This window comes from Corynebacterium aurimucosum, from assembly GCF_046895345.1.
GTDB lineage: Bacteria > Actinomycetota > Actinomycetes > Mycobacteriales > Mycobacteriaceae > Corynebacterium > Corynebacterium aurimucosum_G.
Window position 1 is genome coordinate 1,626,275 of sequence record NZ_CP160096.1, and the last position, 16,512, is coordinate 1,642,786.

The window sequence follows — 16,512 nt, forward strand, 5'->3', positions numbered from 1 at the left end:
AACTCGCACAGAGCTTAAGTAAGGAACTTGGAGCACACCATGTCCTCATTGCTGCATCAGTAATTTCTATTTGACACACCGCTGCTTTCGACGGGTCAATATTTCACCGCCGAGAGAATTGTCTACCTCGAAAATCCGACGCTGGGTTCATGCTGCGCGCATGAGTTTCCAGTCGCGGTTGTCAGAACATAGAGAGAACCGATGCAAGATCACAATACTACTGGTGGAAATTTTTGGACTATTGTACGCAAGAGTCATCCCGATTACTTACGGTGGTTCTTCGCCGACACAACAAGCGCTTTGGGTTCATCCCTCATTGCCATCCCTGTTTCACTTGCGAGCTTCCGCCTCACTGGAAGTCTAAGCCAAGCAGGTCTCATCGGAGCAGCAAGCTCAGCTGGCTCCTTGATCATGACCATCCCAGCCGGAATGATCATTGATCGCTTCGATAAGAAGAATCTGCTTCTCCTTTACGGCCTGAGTCAGATTGCTATCTGGTCTTCCTTTTCCTTCCTCCTCTGCCTGGGTAAATTCACCTTCATCTCCTTATTCTTCTTCAGCTTTTTTGCTGGGATGATTACAGGCACCTTCGGAGGGCTAACCAATGCCATTCTGAGATTCATCATCCCAGAGAATTTACTTGTCCAAGCACAAGGCCGTAACCAAACTCGAGACAACATTATCTGGATGGTTGGATTACCCTTGGGAGGCCTCCTTTACGGACTCGCCCCGGTTATTCCTTTTATAACGCAAGCCCTGTCTGGGCTTGGTCCCGTATATGCTTCAAGGAGCATCAATGCAAACCTAGGTGAAACAATCAGTGACCAGAAGTATTCATTTACAGAGTTCTGGTCCGATACCAAATATTCTTTGGCTTGGATTTGGAAATATCCGGTGCTCCGGGCAATTTTCAGCATCGATTTATGCTCGAATTTTGCCAATTTTTTCCTCATCGCGTCCATAGATCTATGGCTGGCCTATCTTAAAGTTGATGGCTGGATAATCGGCTTAACTTCCACCATGTTTACCCTAGGCATGATTGTTGGAGGATTCTTTCAAGACCACCTCATCAAGCGATTCCCCGGAAGAAACATAATCCGAGCAACCATGCTCTGGGAATTAATGTGGTATATCTTCCTTCTTTCCTTTTCTCATTATTGGCCGCTGATCGCAGTCGCAGCATTTTTCATCGTCATCCCCTCGATCGCATGTAACTCGTACTCTGGTGGACTACTTGCACTATCTGCACCCCCTGAAAAGATAGGTAAGTGCTCGGCGGGAGCACGCCTGATGATGGGATTACTACCAATTATCGCCTCCGCCAGCGCAGGCGTTCTTCTTTCTGCAATTGGTTTTCAGGCAAGCATGGCATTATGCGCCCTGTGCTCGGCTATCTCTTGCTTGATAGTGGCGGGTTCAGTCTTACGCGCACTACCTAAAGCAGCCGAGTTCAATTCCCTCCCCATTCTCGAATAGCCCTTATGCCGAATTCCAACGGCAAAACCAAACACCCAAAGTCTTCGTATCCCCTAGTCGGGATCCAGCCTTCATCTCGAGTAGTCGTATCCAAACCCGCCCCCTCTGGTGGCCTCGCTGCCACATGGCTAGAGTGGGGCGGCATGGAAATGAAAGATATGCTCGCTCCCCCGCCCATCAAGCTGCCGGCCGATCCGGGTGCTGACAGCACTTCCGATCTCACCGCAGGAATTGTCGCCCACCCGGATTCCCCGCTGCTGTGGGCACTGCTAGCGGAGCAGGAACTAGACAAGCACAAGGGCTCTGAGCCCACCGCTTTCATCACCGCCTACGCCTATGCGCGTACCGGCTACCACCGCAGCCTCGACCGCCTGCGCGGCAATGGGTGGAAGGGCTGGGGCCCAGTCCCCTTCTCCCACGAGCCCAACCAGGGCGTGCTGCGCGCGATTGCCGCACTGGGCCATGCTGCGAAGGCCATCGGTGAGGACGCGGAATATGACCGCATCCGCCAGATGCTTTCCGACGCCGACCCCGAATCCGTCGCCACCCTGCTGGACTAAACAGCCAGTAGCGCCGTTGCGTGCTTTCCCGCCTCCCCCAGTCCACTACATGGTTCTGGTCACCTGGTTCTACTCAAAAGGTTTAGCTGGGGGCAGGTGAACCATCTAGGTGCCCAAAGATGGTTTGTTTGGGGGCACATGAACCTTCTGATCCGAACCATATGACTGGAACCACCCATGGCGGCTAGCGGACCTCCCCGACGGGCACGGCGGTTTAAATACAAAAATCCCGCGGACCTCGAATATTGAGGCCGCGGGATTAGTCTGTCTAACTTAAAGCAGCGCAGGGATTGGTATGCGATTAAGCCTTGTCGCCGTCTGCCTTGGCAACAAGGTCACCGGTGTTCTGCGCGGTACGGATGTTCGCCACGAAGAACTCCAGGATCAAGCGGAACTGGATGACATAGAAAAGGAACGCGATTCCACCGCCGATCACGGCACCGAGGAACGCCAGGATTCCGACAACAAAGCTGTCAGCGAAAAACGCGAAGGAGAAGAGGATCGTTCCTACCCAGAAGACTGCTGACAAAATGACGAGCAGCATGTAGATGAAGGAGGAGAACTTCAGGGTGACAAAGCTGCTGAAGGAGAAATCAAACAGCGCCTTGAAGAAGCCCGTGCTCTTAGAAGAACCACCGTTCTGTGCGGCCTGCTGCGGGTACTGATTGTTCTGCGGAGAGGCAGCAAAGGGCGAGTTCTGCTGGCCGAATCCCTGCTGCTCCTGTGCGCCGAAGCTCTGCTGTCCCTGGGAGCCGAAACCTTGCTGTTCCTGAGCGCCGAAGCCCTGATTCTGCTGGGAGTAGCTGCCAAAACCGGACGTGGAGTTGGAGTGAGAAGCCTGGGAGCCGAAGCCATCGCTAGACTGTTGCCCAAATCCATGGCCCTGGTTGGATTCCGTCTGCGCACCGCCGCCAAAGCCGTCATTGCCATAGCCGTTGCTGCTGTAGCTCTGGTTCGAGTTCGTCGACTCAGCGGAGTGCTCGGCACCAGCACTGCTATCGGTGTTGTAGGAAGCGTAGGAGGCGCCAAAAGAGTCATGGTTAGCGCGGGTCTCATGGTTTTCAGACTTGTGGTCTGCTGACTCCGTGTTGGCAGAACCAGAGGCAGACTCGGACGCGGCAAAGCCGGAGCCAAAAGTGCTGTCCTTAGCTTCGCTGTCAGTGTCCGGCTGCGAATCCTGGGAAGAGGCGCTACCGAAGGAAGAAGTCTCAGCAGAGCTCTCAGAGTAATCGCCGTAGCCTGCTTGGCCGCCCCAGCCAAAATCGGAGTTTGAATCCTGAGCATTCCAGCCAGACGCCGAGCTATCATTGTTGAACTGGGGGCTGCCGTAGCTGCCAAAGCTACCGAAGTTATCGTTCCCAGCGTTCGCACCGTTGGAACCATTAAAGCTGTTATCGCCCACGTTGCTATCGCTGTTGTCGGCGTTCTCACCAAACTGGTTGGGGTTCGTCATTATTCCTTAGACCTTTCGGAGAATCATCGAATTTCGCAGCACGCTACAGCACTACACTGGCGCAATTTTTTACCCCTTCGAAGGTACCTGAGATCTCGCTCACTGGCAGCCCGGCTTGGGAATAAGCCCCAAGAAAATGAAAATTTCCCCTGCCACGGCAGGGGAAACTTGGCAAGGCTAGCGCGAAATTAAACGCTTATGCGTGCTTGGCCTCCACGCGCTTGATGGCCTCAGCCGCGACCTTTTCCTGGATGCCCATGTCCAGCTCAGAGGTGAAGCCCACGCAGGAGCAGTTGATCTCACCAAGGACATAGGTGTCCTCACCGTTTTCACCGTCCGCCAGCATGAAGTCTGCGGTCCAGATCAGCGGGATGTTGTCGCCACCGAGCTTCTCAGCAATGACCGGGCGGACCTCAGCGAACATGTCGACGAGCTCCTGCCACTCCTCCGGCTTCTGGTAGGTGTACTTGGCGCCAGAGAACAGGGTGGCGGAGAAGGCGTCGCCGCCCTCAGCCGGCTTCTTGTGCACAACGAAGACTGGGTCTGGGCCCACGAGGAGAATACGAATCTCACCTTCGACGATGCGCGGCATGAAGCGCATGTCCACGAGCATGCCGTTGTCACCCACGATGTACTGGTCACAGAAGTCCATGAACTCGCCGAGCTCGCGCTCCTCGGTGTGATTGTCTACAGCCTCGGTGCACTTGATCTTGGTGTCGAGCGGCAGTGCGGTGCCCGGCTCCACGGACTCCGCCAGCTTCTCGTCGGCAAGGCGCACGCGCCAGATGCCGGAGCCGGTGGAGCCGCGGTTCTGCTTGAGCACGCGCTCGCCGTAGGACAGGGAGGCCGGGAAGGTCTTGTGGAAGGACTCGACGTCGTAATAGGCGGCGGTGTCAGCCGGAACCAAGTCCGTGTCATTGAGCTTAACCAAGGCATCCTTGGCGCCGTAGGCCATCATCTCGTACGGAGTGGACATGCCGACTAGGCCGGCGTCGGAAAGCTTGGTGAGCAAGTCGAAGTAGCCCTTCTCACCGCCCGGGATGTTGCCCGGGTTCACGCGGGAAATGTAGGCATCGAAGTTTTCAGATACGTACTCGAAGAGCTTCTCGGACCACTCAGGGCGGTAGAACACAACCTCTGCGTGCCAACCTGCATCCTTGATACAGTCGACGATCGGCATGGTGTCCTTACGGTGTCCATTGATCTGCTTGTCGGATCCGCCCTCAACCTCGAAGACGACGATTGCCTTGTGCACAGTGCTTCCCTTTCACTAGGGGGTTAATGAGTGTCTCTTCTTAAAATAACGCAGGTTGGGCCCGTTCGCTCACCTGAAGAAGCGACGCCACAACGCGATAAAAGGCGAGCTTAATGCAGTTTTTATCCCCTGACCTGCACACTTGTTATAACCAGTCCATGCGAGCCGCCACTCTACGGCATAAAAATGTATCCAACACCACAAAAGGCTCTCCCCCGTGACCACTTTTCGGCCAAGCACGCTAGAGTTGAAGCGAACGTTTCCCCTTAACGAGAAAGGCAGGTGGACCGTGGCCGAATTCGACCCGAATCCCCCTTTCCAGGAGTACGCGCACCCTGAGCGCCTCGCGTCCGCACCGTGGCTATCCGCGCGACTGGGCATTAACGGCCTCCACGTCATCGAGGTCGACGAAGACTCGCTCCTTTACGATATCGGCCACATCCCCACCGCTATCCGCATCAATGTCCAGACGGAGCTGCTCGACAGCACAACGAGGGACATTATCAACGCGGAAGACTTCACCAAGCTCCTTCGCTCCAAGGGCATTGAGCGCGAGGATACCGTCGTCCTCTACGGCGACAAGTCCAACTGGTGGGCCGCATTCGCCCTGTGGATCTTCGAGCTATACGGTCACGAAGACGTCAGGCTTCTCGACGGGGGACGGGATGCCTGGATGTCTGAAGAGCGCGATACCTCGTTTATGGTCCCTGACCCAACCGCTTCCTCCTACCCTGAGGTTTCCCGCGAAGAATCATCCCGCATCTTCGTCGACGAGCTGCGCGGCTCCACCGCCACGGTGGTCGACACCCGCAGTCCAGACGAGTTCTGCGGCGAAGCCGCCCTCAAGAACGGAACTGGTGAGTCTGCCTACGGCACCACCTTGACCCACGGTCACATCCCAGGCGCCATCAACCTCGAGTGGGATCGAGCGGTCTACCCCAACGGCTGCTTCCGCGCACTCAGCGAGCTGAAGGTAAGCTACGGTGAGCTGGAGCCAGATACGGAAACAGTGCTTTACTCTCACGTCGGCGCTCAGGCCGCGCACACCTGGTTCGTGCTCAAGTACCTGCTCGGATTCAAGGCAGCGCGCGTTTACGATGGCTCGTGGGCAGAGTGGGGCAACATGGTTCGCATGCCCGTTGAGCGCTAAGAACACACCGAATTAACCCCGCATCCACGCTGGTGCGGGTTTATTTTTTGACACGAAACCAAGATGTGAAGGTATCCTCATGTTTTGGTGTGCAAGAATAGTACGCAGTCCTATCAGAAAAAATGGAGGAGGGTTCCTGCCGTGGCAGTTGAAACCAAGAACATCACCAAGGTCCTCGTGGCCAACCGCGGTGAGATTGCGGTCCGCGTCATTCGCGCGGCTCGCGACGCCGGCATCGCATCCGTAGCGGTCTACGCTGAGCCAGATACTGACGCCCCATTCGTCACGCTTGCCGACGAAGCCTTTGCACTCGGCGGCCAAACTTCCGCGGAGTCATACCTCGACTTCAGCAAGATTCTCGACGCCGCCTCCAAATCCGGCGCCGACGCCATCCACCCCGGCTACGGCTTCCTCTCAGAGAACGCCGACTTTGCCCAGGCCGTCATTGACGCCGGCTTGACCTGGATCGGCCCCTCCCCGCAGTCCATCGCCGACTTGGGTGACAAGGTCACCGCCCGTCACATTGCCGAGCGTGCTGACGCTCCCATGGCACCGGGTACCAAGGATCCGGTCGCCAGCGCAGAGGAGGTCGAAGCCTTCGCCGATGAGCACGGCCTACCCGTTGCCATCAAGGCCGCTTTCGGTGGCGGTGGCCGCGGCATGAAGGTGGCCCACACCCGCGAGGAAATCAAGGACCTCTACGAGTCCGCCACGCGCGAGGCCGTCACCGCCTTCGGCCGCGGTGAATGCTTTGTCGAGCGCTACCTGGATAGGGCCCGCCACGTCGAGGCTCAGGTACTCGCCGACCAGCACGGCAATGTCGTCGTCATGGGCACCCGCGACTGCTCCCTGCAGCGCCGCTTCCAGAAGCTCGTCGAGGAAGCCCCTGCCCCCTTCCTCACCGATGAGCAGCGCGCTTCCATCCACGAATCGGCCAAGCGCATCTGCCGCGAGGCCGGCTACTACGGCGCCGGCACCGTGGAATACCTGGTCGGCGCCGATGGCCTCATCTCCTTCCTCGAGGTCAACACGCGCCTCCAGGTGGAGCACCCCGTTACCGAAGAGACCACTGGCTTCGACCTGGTGCGCGAGCAGTTCCGCATCGCGGAGGGCCGTGAGCTCTCCATCTCCGAGGATCCGGCCCCGCGCGGCCACGCCATCGAATTCCGCATCAACGGCGAAGACGCCGCCGCGGGTTTCATGCCGGCTCCTGGAGCCATCGTCTCCTACTCCGAACCTTCTGGCCCGGGCGTGCGTATGGATTCTGGTGTGCGCGAAGGTTCCGTCATCGGCGGACAGTTCGATTCCATGCTGGCCAAGCTCATCGTCTGGGGCCCGGACCGCGAGACCGCCATCGCGCGCGCACGCCGCGCGCTGTCCGAGTACCGCATCGAAGGCCTGCCCACGGTTATCCCCTTCCACCAGGCAATCCTCACCGATCCTGCCTTCACCGCCGAAGACAGCAACTTCACGGTCTACACCAAGTGGATCGAGGAGGAATGGGTCAACGAGCTGCCCGAGTACACCGACACCGCCGAAGCACCTGAGGACGAGGAACAGGAAGCATCCCAGAAGTTCGTCGTCGAGGTTGGCGGCCGCCGCATCGAGGTGGCCCTGCCGGGCAATCTCCTCTTGGGAGGTGGCAACAAGCGCAAGAAGTCGAAGAAGCGTCGTGGAAAGGGAGCCGCGGCAAACGTGTCCGGCGACACCGTGACCGCGCCGATGCAGGGCAGCGTCATCAAGGTCGCCGTCGAGGAGGGCCAGGAAGTGGAAGAGGGCGAGGTCGTCGTCGTCCTCGAGGCCATGAAGATGGAGAACCCCGTCAAGGCCCACAAGTCCGGCACCGTGACCGACCTCAAGGTGTCCACTGGCACGCAGATCAACAAGGGCGAGCCGATTCTCGAGATCAAGTAGCCTCGAAAGGCATGAGCGTTAACGATTCTGAGTTCGGCGTACGGTTGGCCAAGGAGCACGACCGTACCTACCTCTCCCGTCTCCTTTTCCTCGCCGATGTCCTCGGTGACGAGGACGCCCATATCGGGGATTTCCACACGCCTGACGTGGGGCTGTACGTCGACGAATGGTCACCCCATGTCGACGGCGGCGTCATCGCAGTCTCCAGCCACCGCGTTCCCGTCGGTGGTGCGTGGCTGCGCTACTACACCACCGAAGCGAAGGGTGCTGCCTATACCCGCAACCCCGAAGCGGATCCTTTTGATGAGTCCCAGTGGGCCACCGACCTTGATCCAGAGGAAATCCCCGAGCTCTTCATTGCTGTGGAGTCCCGCTACAGAGGCCTCGGCGCTGGACGACGCCTCCTGCGCAACGCCTGCGACCTCGCCGAGGCGCAGCAAGCCCCGGCCATTTCGCTGTGGATTGAGCCGGAGAACACGGGCGCCCGCAAGCTGTATGAATCCGAGGGCTTCGTCGATATCGACGTCCCGGGCCGCCCGGATGCCCACGTGATGCTCAAGCGCTTCTAATTTCGCAAGAAGGAACCCCTCCTATCTGGTGTTTTACTCCAGACGGGAGGGGGTTCGGCGTTCCTTTTAGTTGATAACGGCGATGAGGTCGCCGCCCTCCACCTTGGTGGCGGCGCCAATGGCGACGCGCTCGATGGTGCCATCCTTGGTGGCGGAGATGGAGGCTTCCATCTTCATGGCCTCGATGACAGCGATCTGGTCGCCGGCCTTGACCTCGTCACCCGGCTTGGCGGTCGGGTTCACCACGCCGGCAAACGGTGCGGCCACGTGGCCCTCGTTGGATGGGTCGGCCTTCTCCACGGTGGCAACGGTGGACTCGACGTTGTTGTCGCGCACCTTGAGCGGGCGGATCTGGCCGTTGACGTTGAGCACAACGTTGCGGATGCCCTTCTCGTCCGGCTCACCCATCGCGTCAAGACGCAACGTGATGGGCTTAAGGTCCGCGCGATCGTTGGAGCCCTCCGGGAAGTAGTGAACGATGTAATCGTTTCCTTCTTCCAGGCCGTAAAGGAAGACCGTGTCCGTCAGCGCCTCGGTATTGCCGTAGGTGCGGCGGAACTCGTTGAACTCCTCGAACTGCTTCGGGAAGAGCAAGCGGTTGAGGGAGGCACGGCGCTCGGTGGAATCATCCGAACTCAGGTGCTTCTTCTCCTCTTCGGGGACGGGCTTGACGGCGACGTCGCCAGGCGCGCGGCCTTCCAGGACCTTGTCGCGCAGCGGCGGCCAGCCACCCGGAGGCGTACCAAGCTCACCGCGCAGGAAGGCAATGACGGAATCCGGGATGTCGTACTTGGTGGGGTTGGCCTCGAAGTCAGCCGGGTCCACGCCAGCGCCCACGAGGTGCAGAGCAAGGTCACCGACCACCTTGGAGGACGGGGTCACCTTGGTCGGACGGCCGAGCATCTCATTCACTGCCGCGTAGGTGTCCTCGATGATTTCGAAGCGGTCCTCCAAGCCCAGCGCAGTAGCCTGCGCGCGCAGGTTGGACAGCTGACCACCGGGAATCTCGTGGCGGTAGACGCGGCCGGTCGGACCAGGAATGCCCTTCTCGAACGGCTGGTAGAGCTGGCGCACTGCCTCCCAGTAGGGCTCCAGGTCAGAGACTGCCTTGAGGGAGATACCAGTATCACGCGAGGAGTTGGAGAACGCCGCGATGATGGCGGACAGCGAAGGCTGAGAGGTAGTACCCGCCAGCGGAGCGGAGGCACCATCCACGATGTCGGCGCCAGAAAGCGCTGCCGCGTAGTAGGTAGCCAGCTGGCCGCCTGCGGTGTCGTGCGTGTGCACGTGAACCGGCAAGTCGAATTCCTTGCGCAGAGCCATGACCAGCTTGGATGCGGACTCCGGACGCAGCAGGCCTGCCATGTCCTTGATGGCCAAGACGTGGGCGCCGGTGTTGACAATTTCTTCGGCCAGCTTAAGGTAGTAATCCAGCGTGTAGAGCTTCTCATCCGGGGAGCACATGTCGCCGGAGTAGGCCATGGCAACCTCGGCCACGGTGGTGTTGGTCTCCAGGACGGCGTCGATAGCCGGGCGCATCTGGGTGACGTCGTTCAGCGCATCGAAGATACGGAAGACATCCACGCCGGACTTGGCGGCCTCCTGCACGAAGCCGGTGCACACGTCGTTGGAGTACGGCGAGTAGCCCACGGTGTTGCGGCCACGCAGCAGCATCTGGATGTTTTGGTTCGGCATGGCCTCACGCAGCAGATCCAAGCGGACCCACGGATCTTCCTTGAGGAAGCGCATGGCCACGTCGTAAGTAGCACCACCCCACGCCTCCACGGAGTACAGCTCCGGGGTCATGCGGGCAACGGCCTCAGCGGCAGTGACCAGCGCCGTACCGCGCACGCGGGTGGCCAACAGGGACTGGTGGGCATCGCGGAAGGTGGTGTCGGTGACCGCCAGAGCATCCTGCTTACGGATCTTTTCTGCCCACTTCTTCGGGCCGAGCTCCAGCAGCTCATCGCGGGAACCGCGCGGCAGCTCGGAGTTAAAGTCCAGATCCGGCAGCTTGTCGAAGGGGCGCAAGGTGGTTGGGCGCTCGCCATTCGGCTTGTTGACGGTCACGTCAGCGATGTAGTCGATGATGCGACCAGACTCATCGACGGCCGGCGGGGCCTTCAGCAGGTCCGGGTGCTCCGGAATGAAGCTGGTGTCCACGCGGGTGTTGACGAAGTCCGGCTCGCGCAAAAGAGCGCGCAGGAAGCCGATGTTGGTGGCCACGCCGGCCACGGTGAACTCATTGAGCGCGCGCTGCGCACGTGCCACGGCTTGTTCAAAATTGACACCGCGGCAGGTCATCTTCACCAGCAGGGAGTCAAAGTTCGGGGAGATCTCCGCACCGACGGCCGTTGCACCGTCGAGACGCACGCCCGCGCCGCCCGGCGAGCGGTACTGGGTCAGCGTGCCGGTATCCGGGCGGAAGCCGTTGGAGGGATCCTCAGTGGTGATACGGCACTGCAGGGCCGCGCCGGTGATGTGGATATCCTCCTGCTTGAGGCCCAGCTCCTCCAGGGAGAGGCCCGCGGCAATCTGCATTTGGGACTTCACGATGTCCACGCCCGTGACCTCCTCGGTCACGGTGTGCTCCACCTGCACGCGCGGGTTCATCTCGATGAAGACGTGGTTGCCCTTCTCATCGACGAGGAACTCGACGGTACCGGCGCCCTCGTAGTTGATGTGCTCGCAGAACTTCACGGCGTCCGCACAGATGCGGTCACGCAGCTCCGGGTCCAGCGTCGGCGCCGGGGCAATCTCCACGACCTTCTGGTGGCGACGCTGCACGGAGCAGTCGCGCTCGTACAGGTGCATGACGTTGCCCTGCGAGTCCGCCAGAATTTGCACCTCGATGTGCTGCGGGCGAATCACCGCGGTCTCCAGATAGACGTGGCCGTCACCGAAGGCGGCCTCTGCCTCGCGCGATGCCTCCGCGCACTTGGTCTTCAGTTCTGCTTCGTTCTCGATGAAACGCATGCCGCGGCCACCGCCGCCGGCCACGGCCTTCACGAAGACGGGGAACTCAAAGTCCTTGGCGTATTCCACCAGCTTGTCGACGTCCGTCGAGGGCTTCGAGTCCTTCAACGTAGGCAGCCCTGCTTCCTCCGCTGCGGCCACAGCGGCGGCCTTATCGCCGGTCAGGTCGAGGGTCTCGGCGGTGGGGCCGATGAACTTGATGCCGTTGTCGCGGCACGCGCGGGCCAAATCAGCACGCTCCGAAAGGAAGCCATAACCCGGGTAAATGGCATCCGCACCGGACTTCTTGGCGGCGCGAATAACCTCGTCGATATCGAGATAAGCCTTAACCGGCTGACCCTCAGTACCAATACGCACGGCCTCGTCCGCGAAGGCACGGTGGAAAGAGTTGCGGTCTTCCTTGGGGTAAATTGCAACGGTCTTGGAACCGACCTCAAAGGCGGCGCGGAAGGCACGCACGGCAATCTCACCGCGGTTGGCCACCAAGATCTTGGAGAAGGACTTGTGGGCGGTATCAGACACTAGGAGTGGTCCTTTCAGATAGGAACAATACGAAGACAAGGATAGTGTCCGAGGCGACAACGCGGGCGGAAATCGACATATCGGTCAACAGATTTCGAATAGGTTCTCGCCAGACTCCTAGGCACACCCCTAGAAGACTCACCCCTTCATGAACAGCTCCCCTCCCCCCTTTAAACATGCAGCGGCCAAATAGGAGAAGAGTTACTTCGCTTTTAAAAAAATATAAACCTATTGACATGTTCTACCCTCCGTTTCTATCCTTCAATCAGGTTCATAAGAACCAACTTCATCCTTCACTTCCAAAGACCGCACGGTGAAGACAGAAAAGAGCTTATGAACTCAGTCACCATTTCTAACGTCCACAAGTATTTAGGCGAAGGCGCCCAGCGCACGCATGTTCTCAAAGGCGCAAGCCTAGAAGCTGGTGAAGGCGAGTTTCTCGGCATTTCAGGAAAGAGCGGCTCCGGTAAAACAACTCTCCTGCGCGCGGTTGCAGGTCTTCTACCTATCGATGAAGGCTCAATCTCGGTCTTCGATACCTGTGTATCCACCGCTGCTCCCAAGGAACTACTCGCCTTGCGCCGCAACACAATCGGCTTCGTCTATCAAGACGACCTGTTGATGAATGAACTCACAGCGCTCGAAAATGTCATGCTTGTGCTTGCTGCAGCGGGATTCGATGAGACGACGGCACACGACAAGGCTTGCGAGGCCTTAACCCAGGTAGGACTTGCAGAACTCGCTCAACGATTTCCCGCAGAGATGTCGCGCGGCCAATGCCAAAGAGTAGGAATCGCCCGAGCACTGTCTGGGAAACGGCGAATTCTCTTGGCTGATGAGCCGTCTGCTGCGCTCGATTCTGAAAACTCGCACGGCATTTTTCGACTCTTCAAGAAGCTGGCATCAACTGGCACAACCGTGATAGCGACCAGTCACGATCCCATCATGCTCGACTATTGCAGCACGGCCTACACGCTGATCGACGGCCAGCTTGGGAAAGCAGCCCCGAATGCTCAATGAACTAATCACGAAAGTCGTGCATTCTTCGAAACGGTATCGTTTCGGCGCAGCGGCAATCGCAGTGTGCTTAGGATTATTCGCATTTGCTGTCTCGGCTGATCTCTTCATGATGTTGTCCCCGCAGCAGAAGGCGCAGTCAGAATTGGGAAACAACGCCGTGCGGGTGGACGTGCCTGTGTACACGCGGGCGGGCGTGGTTGAACAGACGCTGCCGCAACTTGATTCCCCAGAGAGGGGCTTTACTACCCAACTCGAGACTTACGATCTCTATGTCGATAGCAATCCATCAGCTTCCCTTGTCTACAAGGAGTCTCACTGGGAAGAGCAAGCTCCCGATTTTGGGTTGGCATTGGTTCAGGGCCATTGGCCAAGCGCCCCCGGGGAAGTAATCGTCACTGAGGACGTTAACCTTAGCCTCGGAGAGAACACAACTGCATTCAACGGCACGCTACCGCTCCGCATCGTTGGCGTTGTATCGAATTCCTTCCACAGCCAGGAGAAAGCGGTGTACGGCGCATCGGGAACATGGAACACCATCGACGCCGACGCTTATTCCATGACCTCCGCTTCGGTCCGGCCGATTGTGTTCGGTTCCGAAGGAACGACTCCTGCCGAGCTCACCGACTTCATTAGCAGTCAGCTCGAAACTACAAACCTCGTCGATCACGCCGCGCTTGACGACGCCTTTTCGACCTCACTCCTCACCCGCGAAAGCCTGCTCGCAACGCCGCCTTCAGGATTCGCCGATAGCTATTCCTTCTTCTTCGGCCTGTTTGCCGTTGTCATACCGTGTGCTTTGATCCACTTTTTGTGGCGAGTCACGTACCTAGTTCTTCACCCGTTGAACCGGCGGTTCTTCGAGCTAGGGATCTCCCCCTTCCTGTTGTGGAAGTCCAGCACATCCACCCTGCTTCGTTCAGCCCTGATGTACTCCGTCTTAGGCCTCGTTGTAGGTGCAGGCCTGGCGCAATGCGTGCGCCCTTTCATTTCGGGACTTGCAGGGTTGCCTGATCCTGGAGTCCTCATTCCGTGGAAATGGTTAGTGCTTCTTCTCGCTAGCTCGCTAGCAGCACTCCTGATTGGCGGTGTTGCCACCGCGCCGTCGACCCAGCCGCATCCGTTCTGGAAAGACATCCCGCTGCCAGCCCTATCGGCATCATTCTTGCGTTGGAGTGCTATTGCTATTGTCCTTGTGGCCGCACTCTTTACGGTCGCTTCAGCACTGCTGGGGCCAGACGTGTTCGAAACCTGGGCGCCATTGCCAACCGTGGCATTGTGCATCGTCTTTTCTCTTCTTCTCGCACGCTGTCCGCGAACCAGCCGGCCCTACACTCCAGCAGGCGTGGCCCTGAGATTTGCAGAGAAGCACCGGCAGCTTATTGGCACGGGTCTGACATTGTTGGTCCTGTGCATGGGAACCGCCGTGTTTAGCAGTTCGATGTCAGCCAGCTTCACAGCCAGTGAGAATGACAGTTTGACGTCAACGATCGCCCCAAACCAGGCACATGTTTTAGAAAAAACAGATGACGGCCTAGCCACAAACGCTGATTCCGTTCAGCACGTGGCCCACGCGTTGGGCGTTCCCGCCCCAGTTCGAGTCTCTTATGTCCAGGCCACGCTAGACATGCCCACAGAGATGTCGGGAACCTTTGGCGTACTGACCGTCGAATCCGTTCATGACGTAGAGCAGCTCTTAGGCCGAGAGCTCACGGACCATGAAAAAGATGTTCTTAAGACCGGAGCTTTGGTCCGCGATAACCGATTCATCAACCATGAGCACGTTTCAATCGGCACAAGCGGAAACTCGGCCCCTACATCACTTCCAGCGCTGAGCACGGATTTCGGACCTCACTGGGAGAAACTAGCTGGAGGGTTTATCCTCGAATCCACGGCGCAGAAACTCAACGCACCGGCACGTGGGACACAGTGGGTCTTTACGGGGCTCAAAGAAGACGAAGAAAAGCGCTTTCTTGATAGCGCTGCACGAGCCCATATCCCCCACGAGCTCGTACTACTGCCACTGGTTCAAACCTCTTCGACACCGCGGGCATTCTACATCAGCTTGGCGGCCGCGCTGCTCAGCGCGTTAGCCGTAACCTTTGTTTTCTCGCGGCAACTTGCTCGCGCTACCGAAGCAATCGAGACCACCTTCAAAGTACTAGGCCTCGATTCTTCCTGGCACCTAAGAATCGTTGTACTCACGACGGCCACACTGACATGTGTTGCGATCATTTCTGGCTGTCTCGCTGGAATCCTCCCACTCGCCGGAATGGTTTACGCAATGGGAGATGGCCTCACATTCGCCATCGATTGGAAGGCTCTTCTTGTTGCCGCAGGCGCAATAACACTGGGCGCTGCAAGTGGCGTTGGCATGACATGCCTTCGCTACGTGCAGCGCCCAGCGTCAAGCGCAACCGCTAATTAAATCTGCTTCGGCGGAACGGAGCGCTGCTCCTTGCCGTTGTAGGCAGACAGCGGGCGGATGAGGGAGTTGTTCTCGTTCTGCTCCACGATGTGTGCGGTCCAGCCGGTGATGCGGGCCATCACGAAGATCGGGGTGAAGAACTCGATGTCGAAGCCCAGGATGTGGTACGCAGGGCCAGCCGGGAAGTCCAGGTTCGGCTGAATCTTAATGGAGGTGTTCTCGTACATGGTCTTCGCCATGTTTTCGTACATCTCCACCCACTGCTCCTGGCCGTGGTCCTTGGCCAGCTCGCGGAAGGCGGCCTCCATGGTCGGCACACGGGAGTCACCGTTCTTGTAGACGCGGTGGCCGAAGCCCATGACGAGCTCCTTGTTCTTGAGCTTGTTCAGGGTCCACTCCTCCGCCTTGGCCGAGTCACCGACCTCCAGGAAGTTCTTCATCACGGCCTCGTTAGCGCCACCGTGCAGCGGGCCCTTCAGGGCGCCGATAGCTGCGGTAACCGCGGAGTAGGTATCGGACATCGTGGAGGTCACCACGCGGGCAGCGAAGGTGGAGGCATTGAAGGAGTGCTCGGCGTAGAGGATGAGGGACTTATCAAAGGCCTCGATATCGGAGCGCGACAGGGCCGGCGAGCCTTCCTCTTCGCCAAAGACCATCCACAGGAAGTTCTCCGCAAAGCCCTTCTTGCGGGAAGGCTCGATGTACCCCTCACCGCGGCGACGGCGGATGTCGAGTGCAACGATGGTCGGCAGCTTCGCCATGAGCTCCAGCGCGGTGCGACGGATGTGCTCGGAATCCTTGGTGTACTCCTCCGGGTCCTGGGAGCCGATGAAGGAGACCGCGGTGCGCAGAACGTCCATCGGGTGGCAGGACTTCGGCATGGAGGTGATCAGGTCGATGAGGTGGCGGTCCAGGTGGCGCAGCGCCTTCTCACGAGCGGAGAAGCGGACCAGCTCATCCTGGGTCGGCAGCTCGCCGTTCCACAGCAGGTAAGCAACCTCCTCGAAGGAGCAGTAGCGGGCCAGCTCCTGCACCGGGTAGCCACGGTAGGTCAGGGAGTTGGTCTCCGGGACAACCTTGGACACGGCGGTCTCGTCGACGACAACGCCGTACAGGCCCTTGCGGATCTCTGGGGTTTCAGACATGGTGTTTTTCTCCTTTTATAGGGGTCTAGATTGAGTTCTAGGCCGTG

The 16,512-nt window shown here is 58.8% G+C and carries 11 protein-coding genes; 7 read left to right on the forward strand and 4 right to left on the reverse strand.

What is annotated here, in order from left to right; genetic code table 11:
- Nucleotides 1-201 precede the first annotated feature (201 nt).
- Both ABZS45_RS07790 and ABZS45_RS07795 read left to right on the forward strand, forming a co-directional pair.
- A complete protein-coding gene (locus tag ABZS45_RS07790) occupies nt 202-1,476 on the forward strand; it encodes an MFS transporter (protein ID WP_412099341.1) in 1,275 nt (424 codons plus the stop codon).
- 143 nt (nt 1,477-1,619) lie between these two features.
- The gene (locus tag ABZS45_RS07795) at nt 1,620-2,036 is read left to right on the forward strand and encodes a DUF3151 domain-containing protein (protein ID WP_412099342.1); all 417 of its coding nucleotides are present in this window, start codon (nt 1,620-1,622) and stop codon (nt 2,034-2,036) included.
- A 301-nt stretch (nt 2,037-2,337) separates the two neighbouring features.
- On the opposite strand, the gene ABZS45_RS07800 is transcribed toward ABZS45_RS07795, so the two are convergent.
- Nucleotides 2,338-3,489: a DUF4282 domain-containing protein gene (locus ABZS45_RS07800; RefSeq protein ID WP_412099343.1), complete on the reverse strand. Its 1,152-nt coding sequence runs from the start codon at nt 3,487-3,489 to the stop codon at nt 2,338-2,340.
- A 196-nt stretch (nt 3,490-3,685) separates the two neighbouring features.
- A complete protein-coding gene (locus ABZS45_RS07805) occupies nt 3,686-4,744 on the reverse strand; it encodes a Cj0069 family protein (protein ID WP_010189357.1) in 1,059 nt (352 codons plus the stop codon).
- A 289-nt stretch (nt 4,745-5,033) separates the two neighbouring features.
- Here ABZS45_RS07805 and ABZS45_RS07810 point away from each other — a divergent pair, with 289 nt between their 5' ends.
- The 3 genes from ABZS45_RS07810 (at nt 5,034) to ABZS45_RS07820 (ending at nt 8,377) form a co-directional block, all read left to right on the forward strand.
- On the forward strand, nt 5,034-5,894 hold the full coding sequence (locus ABZS45_RS07810) for a sulfurtransferase (protein WP_412099344.1): 861 nt from the start codon (nt 5,034-5,036) through the stop codon (nt 5,892-5,894).
- Between the two features lie 141 nt (nt 5,895-6,035).
- The gene (locus ABZS45_RS07815; protein WP_412099345.1) at nt 6,036-7,808 is read left to right on the forward strand and encodes a biotin carboxylase N-terminal domain-containing protein; all 1,773 of its coding nucleotides are present in this window, start codon (nt 6,036-6,038) and stop codon (nt 7,806-7,808) included.
- A gap of 11 nt (nt 7,809-7,819) precedes the next feature.
- Nucleotides 7,820-8,377, forward strand: coding sequence for a GNAT family N-acetyltransferase (locus ABZS45_RS07820; RefSeq protein WP_412099346.1), 558 nt, complete (start codon nt 7,820-7,822; stop codon nt 8,375-8,377).
- 66 nt (nt 8,378-8,443) lie between these two features.
- Here the strand turns inward: ABZS45_RS07820 and ABZS45_RS07825 are convergent, their stop codons facing one another.
- Nucleotides 8,444-11,875, reverse strand: a complete 3,432-nt coding sequence (locus ABZS45_RS07825) for a pyruvate carboxylase (RefSeq protein ID WP_412099347.1) — start codon at nt 11,873-11,875, stop codon at nt 8,444-8,446.
- A 333-nt stretch (nt 11,876-12,208) separates the two neighbouring features.
- On the opposite strand from ABZS45_RS07825, the gene ABZS45_RS07830 reads away from it, so the two are divergent.
- Nucleotides 12,209-12,895, forward strand: a complete 687-nt coding sequence (locus ABZS45_RS07830) for an ABC transporter ATP-binding protein (RefSeq protein WP_010189375.1) — start codon at nt 12,209-12,211, stop codon at nt 12,893-12,895.
- Complete coding sequence (locus ABZS45_RS07835) at nt 12,885-15,320, forward strand: hypothetical protein (RefSeq protein ID WP_412099348.1); 2,436 nt, start codon at nt 12,885-12,887, stop codon at nt 15,318-15,320. The genes ABZS45_RS07830 and ABZS45_RS07835 overlap by 11 nt, the downstream gene beginning before the upstream one ends.
- Here ABZS45_RS07835 and ABZS45_RS07840 read toward each other — a convergent pair.
- Nucleotides 15,317-16,465: a bifunctional 2-methylcitrate synthase/citrate synthase gene (locus ABZS45_RS07840; RefSeq protein WP_046648356.1), complete on the reverse strand. Its 1,149-nt coding sequence runs from the start codon at nt 16,463-16,465 to the stop codon at nt 15,317-15,319. The two genes, ABZS45_RS07835 and ABZS45_RS07840, sit on opposite strands and share 4 nt — an antisense overlap.
- Nucleotides 16,466-16,512: the final 47 nt, after the last annotated feature.

Excerpts from the sequence above, each read along its gene's own strand:
- ABZS45_RS07790 (WP_412099341.1), top strand. The coding sequence starts at position 202 with ATGCAAGATCACAATACTACTGGTGGAAATTTTTGGACTATTGTACGC.
- ABZS45_RS07795 (WP_412099342.1), top strand. The coding sequence starts at position 1,620 with ATGGAAATGAAAGATATGCTCGCTCCCCCGCCCATCAAGCTGCCGGCC.
- ABZS45_RS07800 (WP_412099343.1), bottom strand. The coding sequence starts at position 3,489 with ATGACGAACCCCAACCAGTTTGGTGAGAACGCCGACAACAGCGATAGC.
- ABZS45_RS07820 (WP_412099346.1), top strand. The coding sequence starts at position 7,820 with ATGAGCGTTAACGATTCTGAGTTCGGCGTACGGTTGGCCAAGGAGCAC.
- ABZS45_RS07830 (WP_010189375.1), top strand. The coding sequence starts at position 12,209 with ATGAACTCAGTCACCATTTCTAACGTCCACAAGTATTTAGGCGAAGGC.
- ABZS45_RS07835 (WP_412099348.1), top strand. The coding sequence starts at position 12,885 with ATGCTCAATGAACTAATCACGAAAGTCGTGCATTCTTCGAAACGGTAT.
- ABZS45_RS07840 (WP_046648356.1), bottom strand. The coding sequence starts at position 16,465 with ATGTCTGAAACCCCAGAGATCCGCAAGGGCCTGTACGGCGTTGTCGTC.